Below are 15,612 nucleotides of genomic sequence, written 5' to 3'. Positions count from 1 at the left end.
GTGGTTTCAGAGGGCCAGCGTCCTGGGGGTGACCGTGAGGCGCAGGCCCGCGTTGGTGCCGAGAAGGTGCCTGGACACCTCGGGAACGGGAATGAATCCCTGCCACCGGTTTGGGGTGGGGTCCGTGTCCTTCAGCAGGTCCCCATCGCCGGCACTCCAGTCGCGCAGGGCACTGGGGATCGTGCTGTTCCACGCGGCCCAGGCCTTGGGCAGGGGCCGGTCCGCTGCTGGTGGCTCAATTTCCACCAGCAGGGTGTCCTGCCAGTCCTCGGTTTGTTCCAGGTGGTCCGCGAAGAAGAAGTGTCCGTCCTTTTCCGTGATGGACATCAGCCTGAGCTTGAGGGCCTGGCGGAGCCGGGGCACCACCTTCCCGTTCAGGAGCGGCCGAGGTGCCTTGGAGGAAAGGAACGTGGTCAGCAGCGGGACCGGCGAGTCGATGGGGTCCCCATCCTTCCAATGCTCGATCTGGACCGGGCAGTAGTGGGCGGCGGTTTGTTCGTGCACCAGGACCGGCAGCCCCCGGATGGCCAGGCCCACGTCCAGCTGGAACTCGACCTCCGGCGGATAGGACTTGCCCACCGTGAAGCCCACCAGTTCCACCTCGACTTTGAGGTCGCCGAACAGGAACCGCTGGAGGTTCTGGTAGCCCTCTTCGGAGTTGACGATTCCGTAGCGTCCGCTGTGGCTGCGGTGCACCACCGCCACCACCGCGCCTTTGACGGCGGCATTGTCGATCTGGACCAGCCCGTCGCTGCGGGCGCCCACCGCTTTACTGGACAGGCCCAGGGCGACGTCGTAGTCCTCCGGGTTGGAGCCCACCAGGCAGAACAGGTTGCCCAGGGGGAACCCGTCCTCGGGCATCTCGGTGGCGTGGAAGTTTTCGCGCGTCAGGGTCCGCCGGAGCGCCGGCGGCGTGAGGTATTCGTACATCCGGTCGGGTCCGAAGATATCGGCCCCCTGGATCCGGGTGGCGTCCCGGAGCCTCTCGAGCAGGCCGAATCCGACGGCGAATTTGATGCCGCCGTGGGGAGTGGCATACGTGAAGACGCGGGCAACGTATTTGGCCCCCGCGGCGGGATCGATCCCGCCGTCGTCGCCGGCCAGGCTTTCCGGAATGATCCGCTGCAGCAGTGAGCGGCAGATGAGCCCGCCCATCGAGTGCGCCACCAGGAACACCTTCGGCGCTCCGGTCTTTTCCAGCACGAGCTTGATCATGCTGAACAGGTCCCGTGCCGCTTCCTCGAACGAAAAGTTTTCGGGGTCCGCGTCGAAGGTGTCTGCCGCGTCGTCGTAGAAGCGGTGGATCCAGATCGATGCCGGATTCACGGAGTCGGCGTCCGCGCTGTTGAGAAACGCCAGCTGGTCCCCGTGGACCGGCACCTCGTACTGGTGGTCTGCCACCAGGCGCAGCATCGGGGACTCGAACTGGTGGAACCTTGCCCGTCCGCTGCCGTCGGCGCGGACATGGACGGAACCCTGGCTGAAGCCGTAGAAGGGATCGTCAACAGCGCTGTTGACGGCGGCACCGGTGCCCGCGAACCCGCGGACGTAGATCACCGGCAGGCGGCCGTCGTGAAGGGCATTTCCCATGGGGAGAGTGCAGCACGGGTGCCGTTACGGCCGCGTTACTGCTTACCGTGGAAGGCTTAGAGGGGGCGGAAGGCCGGCCGGACGCCCAGCAGGGAACCGGCGGCGGACACGATGCGGTCCGCCACCGGATGCTCTGCCGCCGTTTGCCGGTCCAGTAGTTCGGCCACGAGGCCTGTGAGGGACGCGGAGGGCTGCAGGCCCATGTCCGTCTCGAGCTGCTCCCGGTACCGCTCGTAGGCGCGGAGCGCTGCGCCCGGGTTTCCGCGCTGGAGTTCGCCTGCGACGAGGAACGACACTCCGCCCTCGTACAGCGGCTCGATTTCCAAGGTGGCGCGTGCAGCCTCCGTCGCTGTTTCGGGGTCACCGGCGGCAAGGGACTTCCGTGCCACCATGGCGAGGGCCTGGAGGCGGTCCTCCGTCAGGCGGTTCTGGGCGAAAACCACCCAGTCCTCGTACCAGCCCGGAAGCAGTTCAGCGTCGCGCAGCTCACGCAGCAGGGAGGCGGCGCTTCCGCTGTACCGGTCGTCCTGCAGCGCCTGGATCTGGGACCGGATCCGCTGCACGTCCACCTCAACCCGCTCGTCAAGCGACAGCGTTGCCCCGCCGTTGACGATCAGCCCGGGCACCTCGCGGGAAATGAGGTGGACACTGACCCGCAGGCTTTCTAGGGCCCTGGCGTCCGGGTACTCCGGCCACAACAGACCACTGAGATGGGCCCGCAGGCTCGGTCCCCGGATAGCCAGGGATGCAATGAGCCGCTGCTGCCGTGTCGCAACGTGGAGAGTCACATCGTCCCGGCGGAGCCGCCAGGACCGAAGTAAGTCCAGTTTCAGTTCCCCATAATCGACCGTGCCCATCGAAACCTGATTTCCGATTTGTCAAAAAGATGGAGGAGGTATGAATGAGGATCCACAGTACGAACGGTACTGTCAATAAGCTATTTCTTCTTTTCCAAAGGAGAGAGCGCGCTCTCCTATAGCGGTAAAAAGTGTCATAGGGGGCCCGGGGTTTACTTCACCGTTGGGACCAGGGGTTTCAGGGGTGTGCCAACAGCAGGTCCGGGCAGGGGTTTGAGGGTAGACGGCGTCGGAAGTGGCGGTGTTGCGGTCCCGGAAGTTCCCGACGGAGTGGGTGGGGGCGGCGTCGTCGAGGTCGACGGCGAGGGCTCCGCCGTCGAGCGTGTGGTGGGTGGCAGGGTTGCTTCGGGGGCGACGCCGGCAGCCATTCCCAGCGGGACTGAAATGCCCTTTTTGGGGGATGCCGTAGCAGCACCCGGCGCGGCGACGGACACTTCCAGGTTTGCCTCCCGCACCTTGGTGGCGGTCCATTCACCGCGGACAATACAGGCTTCGCCCGGCTTCAGGATGCCGGTGCAGCCGTTGAAGATGACGCGGAAGGCGGTGTTGTTGATGCCGGCGTCGGGCACGGTCACGTCGGCATCGGTGCCGTTGGTGATTTCTATCGACTCGACCGTGCCGGCTTCAGCGAGGGCGCCTGCCTGTCCGGGCTGGACGATCCAGTTCTCCTCGCCGATCCGCACGCGGTTCTCAACGACTGGTTGGGTGTCCCCGGTCTTGGCGCTCCCCGTGCCGCCCGGAGTCCCTGTGCAGGATGACAGCACTCCCAGGCCAAGCAGGCAGGCAATGCATTTTCCTATTGCTGGATTTCCCATTTTCAGCCTCCCGGAAGGAATTCCACCCTGTATTCCGGATTGTCGTCCAGAATAATGGCCACCCCGGTATCGCGCCGCCAGCCTTCGGGAAGGAGAAAGAACTTGTCGGCGCTCCTGGTGACGAATTTCAGCCCTGTGTATTTGAAGTGGTACTTCGCATCCGGGTCGGAAATCCTGTCCTCGCGGACCGGGCTCGCGAGAGCCAGCGACTGGACGCTGTAGACCACCACGGAGGGGCGTTTTGCCAGCTCACGGGCATATTCCCGGGATCTGCCGGTGCCCAAAGCCCCTGCGTACAGGGAGCAGGCCCAGAACAGTGCCAGGACCACCAGCAGCACAGCGCACACGTAGCCGAGCTTTTCCCACAGGGGCAGGCGCCTGGGCCTGTCGCCGTCGGACGTGGCCAGCCTGCGGAGCACCCAGAAAGCGTAGGCGCTGACCGCAATGCCGCTGCCCAAAGCCGCCGGTTCGAAGAGGAACGGGGTTGCGAAAGGCGGTTCCTCGAACATCACCCACACGGCAAGCGCGGTGATGAGGACGCCGGCGCAGAGGATGGTCCACGCACCGAAAAGAAGGTACCGGTAAAGGCTGGAACGGCCGATGATGCTGGCCGTCAACGCGTGGATGCCGATGCACGCCAAGGTGATGAGAAGGATGGATATCGCAGGGACGATGATCGCGTCGGCGCTGCGCAGCAGGTAGTCGACGGTGGAGTATTCGAGAATGCTTTGGTCTATCCCGAAATAGGCGGTGCGGGTGGCCGTCATGGTCCAGCCGAACCAGAACGCCAGCGCCGTGGCCACAGTGCTCAGGGGCGCGATGATCGCGAACCACTGCACTATGGAGTGGCTCAGGTCCGCCCCCGTGGTGGCTGTCGCACGCCCCTTCCGCCGGGCAGCGCCGGACCGCGCGGTCCATGCGCGGCTGCGGCGCGCGTCCGGCCGGCGTGCCGGACGCCTGCCCGGGTTCACTGCTGCTCCTCGTGCCTGGTGGGCATCTCGCATTTGCGCACATCGGCCGTTACTGCGGCGTTACTGCCCTGTGCCCCCTCAGAAAGGAGGCGTACGACGGCGGCGCGCGGCCGCCGTCGTACGCCCTAGTTTGGGAGGTGAGAGAAGGGTTGCAGAAACGTAACCAAAGGGTCGTTCCTTGCCCGCACTCCAGCCACTACTGTCAGGTGCACCATCCGGGGAACAACGGAAGAGGCACGATGAGCATCGACATCGAAATTGGTAGCGGCCTCAGCGACGGGGACGCGGCGCATTTTGCGGCCAAGACTGAAGTAATCACCACTGCGATGCAACGAGTACAGGAAAGCCACCCCGCCTACAGCTGGGTGTGGACGGACGAGATCCGCTGCCGGGGCTGCAATGCCAGCCTGGACATACCGTTTATCGCCAGCACGAACGCCAACGCGGACAGGGCCTTCAAGGCACATCAGTCAGCGCAGCTGGACTACCTGCTGGGAGTGGACGGGTTGCCGGGCGGGAGAAGCCTGCCCTAGGCGGGATGCGGCGCAGAAGTACCGCCGGCTGCCGGGGGCCGCTCCCTTCGCGTACCCAGCACCAGGCCCAGCCCGGGCACGGTGCGCGAAAAGTGGCCGATGCCGAACGAGAGGGCCACGCCCGCCACTGCCACCGCGAGGAACTTCACCCCTGCGGGCCATGGGTACTGGAGGACGGCAACCTGCAATCCCACCACTATGTAGACGTGGAGAATGTAAGCCGCATAGCTGGCTGTCGCCATGGCTGCCAGCAGCCGCGAGCCCCGGTGCCACACCTCGCGGAACAGCACGATCAGTCCCACGGACAGGCCGATGCACACCAGCGTCTCCAGCGAGACACGCACCAGAGAGGGCCAGCCGAACCCGCCGGTTGCCGTCAGGGTGAACCAGAGGTTGAAGGCCTGGAGCGAGAAAATGGCCACGGTGGCAAGGAACCCCACAGCCAGCCAGAGCAGGCCCACGGCTCTGGGGATGCGCGTGAACCAGTGGTTCCGGTAGGCCAGGATGCCCAGCGCGAACAGGCTCACGTACTGCGCGAAATTCGCGGGCTCTGCGGGCACCACAAAGAAAAGCGGCAGCCAGGAGTCAACGGGAAACCACCACCTGATAATCCAGGTGACCAGGATCAGGACCACCGCGAAACCCAGGAGTGCAGCATGGCCCGGTGGCGGCAACAACCCCCGGCTCTCCCCTCCCCCGGCAGCAGGTACCGCCGCGGCGCGTGATCTCCTCCGCCCGGCCCACAATGCATAAACGGCCGTGTAGATCAGGAGGTGTCCCAGGAACCACAGGTGGAAGTAGGCGCCCTGCCATGCATCCCCGTAAAGCCCTTTGATGAATGTCCATGGTTCCGGGCGCCCGGAGGCCAGGTAGGCGAGCGGAATGTTCACAAACACCACAAAGACCACCAGCGGGATCCCGATCCGGGTCCACCGCTCCCGCAGGAACCGGCGCGGACCCTTCCGCCCGTAGGAGGCTGGCGTGAAGTAACCGGCGATCAGGAACAGCATCCCCAGGCCGACGGCGGCGTTCACCGTATAGAACGGACGGAACCATTCGCTCGTGGCAGCATCCTCCACCGGCCAAAAGCCGCCAGTCGGCCCATAGGCCTGCGCGGCGTGGTGGATGATCACCATGGAGATGATCAGGATCCTCAGGACATCCAGGAAAACCAGGCGCCCCTCACCGGTCGCTGCCGGCAGTCCTGGCCTTGCTGCATGGGGCATTTCAGGGCCTCCTTGCGGTGCTGGTGGTCACCCCTTTGTTTGATCGTCTTGTTTGATCGTCGTCCGGACCCGGCCCGCCCTCCAGAGCCGAAAGACCCGCCTGAAACGGGTCAGGCGACCGCCGTTCTGGATTTTCGACGCGCAAAGTGGATGACGCTACCGATATATGGGTGGCGCCATCCACTATGCGCGTCGGGAATGGATTTGCGCGTCGAAATGACGGCAGCCCGACGCCCCGGGCTAGATGTCCGTGAGGAGGCTGGTGGGGTTTTCGATGGCGTCGGCCACGAAGCGGAGGAAGCCGCCTGCCGTGCCGCCGTCGCAGACGCGGTGGTCGAACGTCAGGGTGAGCTCGGTGACCTTGCGGACGGCCAGCTCGCCGTTCACCACCCACGGCTTGTCGATGATCCGGCCCACCCCCAGGATCCCCACCTCAGGGTGGTTGATGATCGCCGCGGATCCGTCGACGCCGAACACGCCGTAGTTGTTCAGCGTGAACGTTCCGCTGCCCAGCTCAGCCGGGGTCGCCTTGCCGTCCCGGGCCACATTCGTGAGGCGGCGGATCTCCCTGTCGAGTTCGCGGGCACTGAGCTTCTCGGCGCCGCGCACGGAGGGCACCACCAGGCCGCGGTCGGTCTGGGCGGCGAAGCCGAGGTTGATGCCGTCGAACGCCACGATCTCCTGGGACCCGTCCTCCGCTGTTTCAATCCGCGTGTTGAGTTCCGGGTATTTCTTCAGGCCCGCAGTGACGAACCGGGCAATGAACGCCAGCAGGCCGGGCACCTCAGCGCCGGTGGCCTTGAGCCCTTCGCGCAGCTCCACGAGCGCCGTGGCATCGACGTCCACCCACACCGTTGCCTCCGGGATCTCCGAGCGGCTGCGCGCCATGTTCGCGGCCACAGCCTTGCGGACTCCCCGGACTGGGGTACGGGCGGAGACTGCGAGGCCGGTGCGGGAGTCGCGTCCCTGGGCTTCGACAGGCTCAACCACCGGACTTGGCTTGGCTTCGACAGGTTCTACCACCGGGGCAGAGATGGCAGCCTCGACGTCGCGGCGCATGATCAGTCCGCTGTCGCCGGAGCCGGAGATGTCGCCCAGGTCCACGCCGTGCTCCCGCGCCATTCGACGGACCAGCGGCGAGATGACGGCCCCCAGTTTGCCGGGCACCCGGGTGCGCAGGAGCGCGAGCTCGTCCTCCTTGGACTCAACAGGCTTGGTTTCCTGCGGCTCCAGCACCGATACCGAAGCTTTGGGAGCACGGGTCCGCCGCGCCTGGCCATGCCCGCCCGGAGTTCCATAACCGATCAGAACATTTCCAGATCCGGCCTTCTCTTCTTCCCGGTAGGCCTCGGCCTCAGGGTGCGAAGCAGGCTCGGCCCCTGACTCGCCAAGCTCGGTCTCGGTGGGCTCAACCTCGGGCTGGTCCGGCGAAGGGGCGGGGGCGGCATCATCCGCGGCAGCCACGGGAGCGGCGGCGCCAGTAGAGAGAGGCATCACCGAGATCAGCGGTTTCCCCACGTCCAGGGTCTCCCCCGGCTTTCCGTGCAGCTCGGCCACAATCCCGGCATAGGGAGACGGCACCTCCACCGCGGACTTGGCGGTCTCAACCTCGGCGATCGGCTGGTCGACAGCGATCTCGTCACCAACGGAGACATGCCAGGCCACCAGTTCGGCTTCGGTCAGGCCCTCGCCCAGGTCGGGCAACAAAAACACGCGTGGTTCGCTCATGGTCAGTTCTCCCACTGAAGGTCGTCAACGGCGTCGAGGATGCGGTCCACGCCGGGCAGGTAGTACTTCTCGAGTTTGGGCGCCGGGTACGGGACGTCGAACCCGGTCACGCGGCGGATCGGCGCGGCCAGGTAGTGGAAGCAGCGCTCCTGCACCCGGGCCACGATCTCGGAGGACACGGACGCGAACCCGTGCGCCTCGGCGATCACCACGGCCCGCCCGGTCTTCCGCACGGACTCGCAAACAGTAACGTCGTCGAACGGCACGATGGTCCGCACGTCGATCACCTCCAGCGACCGTCCCTCCAGGGCAGCCGCCTCCGCGGCAGCCAAAGCGGTGGGGACGGACGGACCGTAGGCAATCAGGGTGGCGTCGGTGCCGGGACGCGCGACGGCGGCACGCCCCTCGGAGCCAAGTCCCGCCGTCGTGCCTTCCGCACGAAGCCCTTCCTCATGAAGGCGCCGCAGCTCCGAAAGGTCCACGGAGTCCTTGGTCCAGTACATCTTCTTGGGTTCCATGAAGATGATGGGGTCGTCCGAGTCGATGGCTTCGCGGAGCATCCGGTAGCCGTCCGCCACGGTGGCCGGGGTGTAGACCTTCAGGCCGGCGGTGTGGGCGTAGTAGGACTCGGAGGAGTCGCAGTGGTGCTCCACTCCCCCGATGCCGCCGCCGTACGGGATGCGGATCACCAGGGGCAGCTTCACGGCGCCCTTGGTCCGGTTGTGCATCTTGGCCACGTGGCTGACGATCTGCTCGAAGGCCGGGTAGGCGAACGCGTCGAACTGCATTTCGATCACCGGGCGCATGCCGTTGATGGCCATGCCCACTGCCATGCCCACGATGCCGGATTCGGCCAGCGGCGTGTCGAAGCAGCGCTGCTCGCCGAAGGTGGCGGTGAGGCCGTCGGTGATGCGGAAGACGCCGCCCAGGGTGCCCACGTCCTCGCCGAAGACCAGGACGGAGGAGTCGGCGGACATGGCGTCGGCGAGGGCGGTGTTGAGGGCCTTGGCCATGGTGACCGGCTGGGGTCCGGCGGCCTCGGCGGACGCTGCGGCTGAGGCGGCGGCCCGGGCGGTGGCGGCGGACACGTTGCCGTTGGCCTCGGACGAGGTGGTGATGGTAGGGCTCACTGGCCGGCCTCCTTCGAAGCTGGGTTCTGCCCAGACGAGGCGTCGCGGGCGAGCTCGTCGGCGAGCATGGCGGACTGTTCCTTCAACTGCGGTGTCTGGCGGGCGAAGACGTGGCGGAAGAGGTCCTGCGGGTCCACGGGCACGTCCTCGCCGAGGCCTTCGCGCAGCTGCGCGGCAACCGCTTCCGCGTGCTCACGGATCCGGGCCTCGCCGTCGTCGTCCAGCAACCCGCGGTCGGTGAGGTAGGTGCGCATCCTGTTGACGGGGTCCTTGGCCCGCCACTCGGCAACTTCGGCGCTTTCCCGGTAGCGGGTGTCGTCGTCGGCGTTGGTGTGGGCCTGCATGCGGTAGGTGTTGGCTTCCACCAGCAGCGGGCCGGAGCCTTCGCGGGCGAGTTTCACGGCGCGGTCCAGGACGGCGAGGAGCGCCACCACGTCGTTGCCGTCCACGCGTTCGCCGGCCATGCCGTAGCCCACGGCTTTGTGGGCGAGCGACGGCGCCACGGACTGGTGTGCCAGCGGCACCGAGATGGCGTACTTGTTGTTCTGGACGAAGAAGATGACGGGCAGGTGGAAGACGGCGGCGAAGTTGAGGGCTTCGTGGAAGTCGCCTTCGCTGGTGGCGCCGTCGCCGCACATGGCCAGCACCACGGTGTCCTCGCCGCGCAGCTTCGCGGCGTGGGCAACGCCGACGGCGTGCAGCAGCTGGGTGGTGAGCGGGGTGCACTGGATGCCCACCTTGTATTTCAGGGGATCGTAGCCGCCGTGCCAGTCGCCGCGGAAGATGGTCATCACCTGCACGGGGTCCACGCCGCGGGTCATCACGGCGACGGCGTCGCGGTAGGTGGGGAACATCCAGTCGCCCTCGGACAGGCAGAGGGCGGCGGCCACCTGGCAGGCTTCCTGGCCGTGGCTGGAGGGGTAGACGGCCATGCGGCCCTGCCGGACCAGGGCGGAGTTCTGGTCATTCACGCGGCGGCCGACGACGAGCTGTACGTACGCTGCCAGCAGTTCGGCGTCGCCGGGCACGGGGTATTCGTGGCCGGGCTGGGTGCCCTGCTCAGCCTCGGGCTTGAGCCTGCCGTCCGGGTCCACCATCTGGATCTGGTGCCGGGCGGGGAGCATGTAGTCCTCCACCGTGATGCCGAACTTCTTCACAGCTTCCGTGAGCGCATCCTCTGCGGGCGCGGGGCTGGTGTGCGGCGCGGTGTGGTCTGCGGAGATCGTCATTGGTCCGTCCTTCGGTAGCCACTATTCCCTCCCAGTATTGTCCCGGGGCTGGTTTCGTATCCAGCTTCTGCGCAAATCGTGGAGAAGCTGTTCCGATCTGCCCAGGATGGGAGACGAATTGTCACTGTGATGTGGATTACCGACGGGAGCCGTGGACGAAATGGCGGGCACGCATGCTGCAGCCGCAGGCCGTTACCTACGTTCTGGCCGTGACCGGTAGACGTGGCCTGCCACTAACGGTGTTCCCTCGAAGATCTGCGGGACTGTCACGAGTGTGTAGCCCTGTGTCTGCAGGTTGGTGATTAGTTCCTGCTGGCCTGCGATGGTGGTGGGGTCAACATCGTGCATGAGCACCACGGCGCCGGGTGTGATTTCCTTCAGCACCTTGGGCACGAACACCGCTGGATTCTTGCTTTGCCAGTCCAGCGAATCGACAGCCCAGAGGATCAAGGGTTTGCCCACGGCCCTCTGCACGGCAGCGTCGGCTGCCCCGTAGGGCGGGCGCATGAATGACGGGGCCGAACCGACGGCGGCACGGATGGCGGCATCGGTCCGGTCCATTTCGCTCCTGACCCCGGCCGCGGACAGCTTGGTCAGGTACGGGTGGCTGAAGGTGTGGTTGCCGATGGCGTGACCGGCCTCGGCGACCTGCCTCGCGATGGCTGGATTGGATGCGGCGTTGGACCCGGTCATGAAGAACGTTGCGTGGACGTTCTTCTCTTTCAGAATGGCCAGCAGTTGTGGTGTTGTCCTGGCGTCCGGACCGTCATCGTAAGTAAGTGCCGCACACGGGACGAGGTCGCAGTTGACGTGCCTGAGGGGCGAGGCCGCCGCCGTGGCAGGGGCAGGCGACTCAGCAGCCTGTAGCTGACCCAGCATTTTGCGTCCCATGTCACTCAGCATGGCTTCGGCGTCGCCGGCGGAGATGGTTGCTTTCTCCTGATCTGACCGGCCGCCTCCAGCAGGGCGGTGTGCGGTGATGTGAAGCTCTCCCGAGGGGGTCAGAACAACGTCTGACAGCGCAGGCTGCTGCGCGGCAGGCCCTGCGATCCCGGCCGGAACACCAGCAGCCCGTGCCGGGAGGGCATCCAAGGCCTCAGGCCTCAGCAACTCTGCAGCACGGTGCACCTCTCCTGAAACCGTGTCGGCATAGATCGTCTCCGAACTCGCGGCACTGGTTCCGTCCGCGCCGGTACCGCTCACTTTTTCCCTGACCACAATCACCGTCCCGGCAGCCTGCACAGGCTGGGCCGAGACCGTGAGGCCGGGATTCGCAGACTGTGAAGCGTTCACCGCCATTGCCGGGCGGTAGCGGCCGCCGGAAGGGGTGGCCGCCGCATCCAGGATGCCCAGCAGCCAGGAATCCAGGTGGGAGTTCAACCCTGGCAGGCCGTCCACGTAGGTCCAGGAAGCCTTCACCTGGTGCGCCCCGACAACGGCGGTCAATGACATGGGGTACCCGCCCGGCACTTGAACCGGAGTCCAACGCGCATCGGACAGCGGCGGCCGCAACACAGGCACGTCGACGTTATTGACGGCCGCGGCTGCCCGGGGTTGCTGCAGGGACACAGTGGACCCATTCAATCCATCGCCGGCGCAGATGAGTACGAGCACACAGAACCAGCCCAGGACGATCCGCAAGATCACACCGGTCCTCCCGCCCCCCGGGAATAGGGATTGCCTGGTCAACGAAAACAAACTCCTCGAGGCATCATAATCAAAGGGCAGGAACGCGGAACAATGCCACGACGGAGCACTACTGTGCTGGGAAGGGTTCCCCGAATCCCAGTAACCGCAGGGAAAGCCTTGGATTGTGAAAGGATCCGCCCAAGCCTGGGCCCACCCGGGAGGACGTGGCATAGCGTTGAAGCATGCCTCCTGTACCTCCTCCGAACGCTGACGTAGCTGCCGCGGCCGCCCATGGCCATGCGGGTCCGCTTCCCTTGCTGGACTTGGCTGTTCTTCGTGATCTCGAGGACCATCTTGACGTGCCGTTGGTCCGGAATTTCGCGAGCGATTACGTGGGCATGTGGGAGTACCGCTGCCGGCGCCTGGCGGAGGCAGTGGCCCGCCCTAATGGCAAGGATGAGGCGTTGGACGCTGTCATCAGCCTCAAGGTCACCTCCCACATGATCGGAGGCCTGCGCCTTGCCGGTCTTGCCGGGACACTGGAAGCCCAAATCCGGAAAGGGGCCCTGCGGGAATCCGGGGTGCTGCTGAGTGAAATACGGGAATGCGGGCAAGGGACCGTTCAGGCGATCAGGCGGCGCTATTCCGGCCAGGCCTGAAAGCCATTGTCAGTTGGCCACCGGCCGGGCGCTCCTCGGCACTTGCATCATCGCTTCGATCCGTGCGCGCATCTCTTTGGGCCGGAAGGGCTTCGTGATGTATTCATCCGCTCCAGCCGTCAAAGCCTTCAACAGATCAGATTCGGCAGTCCGCCCCGTCAGCATGACGATGTAGGCATCACTGAGCCCGCGGATGCGGCGCAGGAGCTCATACCCGTCGATGTCCGGCAGCCCCACGTCCAGGGTGACGAGGGCAGGCTGCGTGGCCCGTACCGCCTGAAGTCCGGAGCGGCCGTCGACGGCGGTGCATACGTCGAACCCGGCCTGGGACAGCACACCCTCAAGAAGGTTCCGCACGTCCTGATCGTCTTCGACAACCAAAGCGAGGCCTAAAGTGCTCATGGCTCCCCCAGAGAATCCATAGTTCCGTGGACCCAGCGCCCACGGCCATTCACACCCCCGCCCCAACCGTATAGCGTGTCGGCAATTTTTGCATTCCATTTACTGGATTCAACGCCATCCAGGTCAGCTGCCTGCTATTCCGTATGGGGATTCGGCGAAACCAGCGGGAAGTTGCTTCGGTCCACCCTAGGATGGGAGACAAATTGTCGTTCTGATGGGCATTACCGGCAGGAGGCGTACACGAAATGGCTGGCAAAGATGCCGGCACTGGAGAAGTGCCATTGGACGAGATCGACCGCGCCATCATCGCCGAGCTCACCCGGGACGGCCGGATGTCCGTGACTCAGGTGGCCGAAAACGTCCATATCTCCCGCGCGCACGCCTACACACGGATCGCCCGGCTGACCGGCGACGGGGTGCTGACCCGGTTCACGGCGCTGGTGGACCCGATCAAGGCGGGACTGAAATCCTCGGCCTACGTGACGCTGAAACTGAAGCAGGACTCCTGGCGGGAACTGCGCGACCAGCTGGGCGCGATCCCGGAGGTGCACCACATTGCCCTGGTGGGCGGGGACTTCGACGTGATCCTGCTGGTCCGCGCGGTGGACAACATCGACCTGCGCCGGGTCATCTTCGACCAGCTGCAGACCATGCCGGGGGTGCTGGACACCCAGACGTTCCTGGTGTTTGAGGATGTGGATACGCGGTAGGCGCCGGCGCCGCGGCAAGCCAGAATCCATCAACTGCTCAGTAGCGCAGAAGCGCGGCAACAACAACGGCCACTGTGAGGACCAGGAGGACGGCGAGGATGGCGTACCCCTGCCACTTGGGGCGGCCTTTGTGGGGATTAATGTCTACGTAGGGCATGTTCAGTGCTCGATGCTGTGAGGGGTGGGGCGGGCAGGGAACCGGAGTGCACGGCGCTTCCGGCGCAGCAACTGGCAAAGGACAACGAAAGGAACCAGCAGCGTGCCCATCAAGGCGCACAGCGCCAAGACGTAATCGGTAATAGCCAAACCTGCCTCCATTGGTACCGCGGATCTCACCGCCACGACCTAATCACGCAAAAGTTTAATTGACAAACTATGTCAAATGGTTGTCAAGGCATCAGTTTCCGCTGCATCGTGGTCCGTCCCCTTCGGCAGAATTACGGTAAAGGTGCTTCCCACGTCGATCCTGCTGCTCGCGGTAATCGATCCTCCGTGGTTTTCCACGATCCGCTTCACGATGCCAAGTCCCAGGCCTACCCCGGGTATTGCCGATTCGCGCACAGCGTTGGACCGGAAATACCGCGTGAAAATCTTTGGCAGGTCTTCCTGACTGATCCCGATCCCGGTATCGGTAACAGATAGCGTGATTTCGCGTCCTGTGTCCCACGCGCGGATCGTCACGGTGCCTCCGGGCCCCGAGTACTTGATCGCATTGGACAGCAGGTTGTCCAAAACCTGGCCAACACGGAACGGATCCGCTGTCAGCCAGAGCGGTTGTGCTGCTTCATTGATGATCTCCACACCGCGGCTTCCTGCCCTCGGTGAAGCGGAAACCACGGAAATGCGGATCAGGTCCAGGAGGTCCATTTTCTGGGGATGGACTCCCATGGAATCGGATGAGGCCGAGAGGAGATCTGAAACCAGATTGAGGAGCTTCTCGGCGTTGCTTTGGGCAACCCTCAGGAACTCCCTGTGCTGGCCTGCCCGGTCTTCGGGAGTGTCCAAAACGAGATCCAGGTATCCGATGATAGACATCAGCGGACTCCTGAATTCATGGGAGATATTGGCAACGAAGTCGTCCTTTATTGCCAGGGCGTTCACAAGTTCCGTTACATCGCTGAAAGCCAGGACAGATCCGGCAAAATTCCCGTCCTTGTCCGTCATTGCCCTGGCCGTGGACGAAAGTACCCGGTTGTTCGTGGGGCTGCCCAGCCGGACGATGTAGTCCGAGAAGGACTGCCCCCGGGCCGCACGGGCAACCGGACCATGTTCAGGAGGAAGCGGGGTACTGCCATCACTCGCCAAAAGGTTCAGATCCTGTTCCTTCCCCGAGGGGTGGGACAGCGCACGGTTGCGGCGGTGTTGCCGGTTGACCAGGATGTCATTGCCGGCGGCGTCCACGGCGTGGACTCCGACGCCCACGACGTCCAGCATTGTGTCCAGCAGGCGCTGCCGTGCCAGGCTTTCCTCATAGGCCTTCCTGAGTTCCTCGTCCTGGCGTTTGAGCTTGGCATCCTGGCTGCCAAGGCTGCTTACCAGGATGTGCACGGCCAAGGCGATCACCGTCATGATCAACGGAAGCAGGAAGGGGCGCGCTATATCGGACGGCGTGGCCGATGCGCCGGCAAAGAGCGGCACCGCAGCGGTCAGGAGGCTTGCCGAAAAAGACAGGACCACGCCCATCTTGCCTTCCCGGGCAGCAAGCCAGATGACGGGAAAGACCAGCAACAGGCCAAGGCTGCTAAAAGAAGAGGCAGTAGCCTCACGTGCCAGCCCGACAACCACAAAGTCCAGCAGTGGAACCGAAAGGTATGTCTTCGCGGGCAGGAGGTTCCAAGGAAGCAGCACGCACAGGACAGTGATGACCAACGCCAACATGAGCGAGAGCTGCAGGCCGGTATCTCGTAGCGCTGCCGGGCGAACAAAAGCCAGCATGACAGCAACCGTCAGCAGGGAACCTGTTAACGGAAGTTGGCTAACGAGCATGCTCCGCCGTTGCGTCGCATCGCTGAAGAATCTGCTTTTGACCTGGTGGGCCAGGTCCTCAACGTCTTCCTTGATGGCCCTGTGGGCTGACGTGGCCGTTGTCTGCATTATTTCCCCCAGTTTCGGATAATAGACGCGGCTTTGAAG

Annotated in this window: 14 protein-coding genes and 1 pseudogene; 3 read left to right on the top strand and 12 right to left on the bottom strand. The window is 64.7% G+C overall.

Annotated features, from left to right (window positions below; translation table 11 throughout):
• Window positions 1-6: 6 nt before the first annotated feature.
• The 4 genes from K4G53_RS13935 to K4G53_RS13920 all read right to left on the bottom strand — a co-directional run bounded on the left by K4G53_RS13935 (window position 7) and on the right by K4G53_RS13920 (window position 4,233).
• Complete coding sequence (locus K4G53_RS13935) at window positions 7-1,590, bottom strand: triacylglycerol lipase (protein WP_221386281.1); 1,584 nt, start codon at window positions 1,588-1,590, stop codon at window positions 7-9.
• Between the two features lie 56 nt (window positions 1,591-1,646).
• Complete coding sequence (locus K4G53_RS13930; protein WP_308287888.1) at window positions 1,647-2,378, bottom strand: bacterial transcriptional activator domain-containing protein; 732 nt, start codon at window positions 2,376-2,378, stop codon at window positions 1,647-1,649.
• Between the two features lie 221 nt (window positions 2,379-2,599).
• The gene (locus K4G53_RS13925; protein ID WP_221386279.1) at window positions 2,600-3,262 is read right to left on the bottom strand and encodes a hypothetical protein; all 663 of its coding nucleotides are present in this window, start codon (window positions 3,260-3,262) and stop codon (window positions 2,600-2,602) included.
• 2 nt (window positions 3,263-3,264) lie between these two features.
• The gene (locus K4G53_RS13920) at window positions 3,265-4,233 is read right to left on the bottom strand and encodes a hypothetical protein (RefSeq protein WP_221386278.1); all 969 of its coding nucleotides are present in this window, start codon (window positions 4,231-4,233) and stop codon (window positions 3,265-3,267) included.
• A gap of 239 nt (window positions 4,234-4,472) precedes the next feature.
• Here K4G53_RS13920 and K4G53_RS13915 point away from each other — a divergent pair, with 239 nt between their 5' ends.
• On the top strand, window positions 4,473-4,766 hold the full coding sequence (locus K4G53_RS13915; RefSeq protein ID WP_221386277.1) for a hypothetical protein: 294 nt from the start codon (window positions 4,473-4,475) through the stop codon (window positions 4,764-4,766).
• Here K4G53_RS13915 and K4G53_RS13910 read toward each other — a convergent pair.
• The 5 genes from K4G53_RS13910 to K4G53_RS13890 all read right to left on the bottom strand — a co-directional run bounded on the left by K4G53_RS13910 (window position 4,763) and on the right by K4G53_RS13890 (window position 11,531).
• Window positions 4,763-5,992, bottom strand: a complete 1,230-nt coding sequence (locus tag K4G53_RS13910; RefSeq protein ID WP_221386276.1) for an acyltransferase family protein — start codon at window positions 5,990-5,992, stop codon at window positions 4,763-4,765. The two genes, K4G53_RS13915 and K4G53_RS13910, sit on opposite strands and share 4 nt — an antisense overlap.
• A gap of 240 nt (window positions 5,993-6,232) precedes the next feature.
• Window positions 6,233-7,720 carry a dihydrolipoamide acetyltransferase family protein gene (locus K4G53_RS13905; RefSeq protein WP_221386275.1) on the bottom strand — a complete coding sequence of 496 codons (1,488 nt, stop codon included), beginning with the start codon at window positions 7,718-7,720 and terminating at the stop codon, window positions 6,233-6,235.
• A gap of 2 nt (window positions 7,721-7,722) precedes the next feature.
• A complete protein-coding gene (locus K4G53_RS13900; protein ID WP_221386274.1) occupies window positions 7,723-8,850 on the bottom strand; it encodes an alpha-ketoacid dehydrogenase subunit beta in 1,128 nt (375 codons plus the stop codon).
• Window positions 8,847-10,079 (bottom strand): pyruvate dehydrogenase (acetyl-transferring) E1 component subunit alpha, encoded by a 1,233-nt coding sequence (gene pdhA, locus K4G53_RS13895; protein ID WP_221386273.1) that lies wholly within the window; start codon window positions 10,077-10,079, stop codon window positions 8,847-8,849. Before pdhA ends, K4G53_RS13900 begins: the two co-directional genes overlap by 4 nt.
• A 192-nt stretch (window positions 10,080-10,271) precedes the next feature.
• A complete protein-coding gene (locus tag K4G53_RS13890; RefSeq protein WP_221386272.1) occupies window positions 10,272-11,531 on the bottom strand; it encodes a polysaccharide deacetylase family protein in 1,260 nt (419 codons plus the stop codon).
• 419 nt (window positions 11,532-11,950) lie between these two features.
• On the opposite strand from K4G53_RS13890, the gene K4G53_RS13885 reads away from it, so the two are divergent.
• Window positions 11,951-12,367, top strand: a complete 417-nt coding sequence (locus K4G53_RS13885) for an Hpt domain-containing protein (protein ID WP_221386271.1) — start codon at window positions 11,951-11,953, stop codon at window positions 12,365-12,367.
• Between the two features lie 33 nt (window positions 12,368-12,400).
• Here the strand turns inward: K4G53_RS13885 and K4G53_RS13880 are convergent.
• A pseudogene (locus K4G53_RS13880) lies at window positions 12,401-12,769 on the bottom strand (response regulator transcription factor); the annotation flags it as partial.
• Window positions 12,770-13,014: 245 nt separating this feature from the next.
• Here K4G53_RS13880 and K4G53_RS13875 point away from each other — a divergent pair.
• Window positions 13,015-13,479: an Lrp/AsnC family transcriptional regulator gene (locus tag K4G53_RS13875; protein WP_221386269.1), complete on the top strand. Its 465-nt coding sequence runs from the start codon at window positions 13,015-13,017 to the stop codon at window positions 13,477-13,479.
• Window positions 13,480-13,638: 159 nt separating this feature from the next.
• Here K4G53_RS13875 and K4G53_RS13870 read toward each other — a convergent pair whose 3' ends face one another.
• Together K4G53_RS13870 and K4G53_RS13865 are read right to left on the bottom strand one after the other, a co-directional pair.
• Window positions 13,639-13,785, bottom strand: a complete 147-nt coding sequence (locus tag K4G53_RS13870; protein WP_221386268.1) for a hypothetical protein — start codon at window positions 13,783-13,785, stop codon at window positions 13,639-13,641.
• A gap of 72 nt (window positions 13,786-13,857) precedes the next feature.
• Window positions 13,858-15,573 carry a cell wall metabolism sensor histidine kinase WalK gene (locus tag K4G53_RS13865; RefSeq protein WP_221386267.1) on the bottom strand — a complete coding sequence of 572 codons (1,716 nt, stop codon included), beginning with the start codon at window positions 15,571-15,573 and terminating at the stop codon, window positions 13,858-13,860.
• Window positions 15,574-15,612 lie beyond the last annotated feature (39 nt).

Origin of the sequence: Arthrobacter sp. MAHUQ-56 (assembly GCF_019710585.1) — a bacterium.
GTDB lineage: Bacteria > Actinomycetota > Actinomycetes > Actinomycetales > Micrococcaceae > Arthrobacter.
The sequence above is the reverse complement of the archived record's forward strand: the minus strand, read 5'-3'. Positions and strand labels throughout refer to the sequence as shown.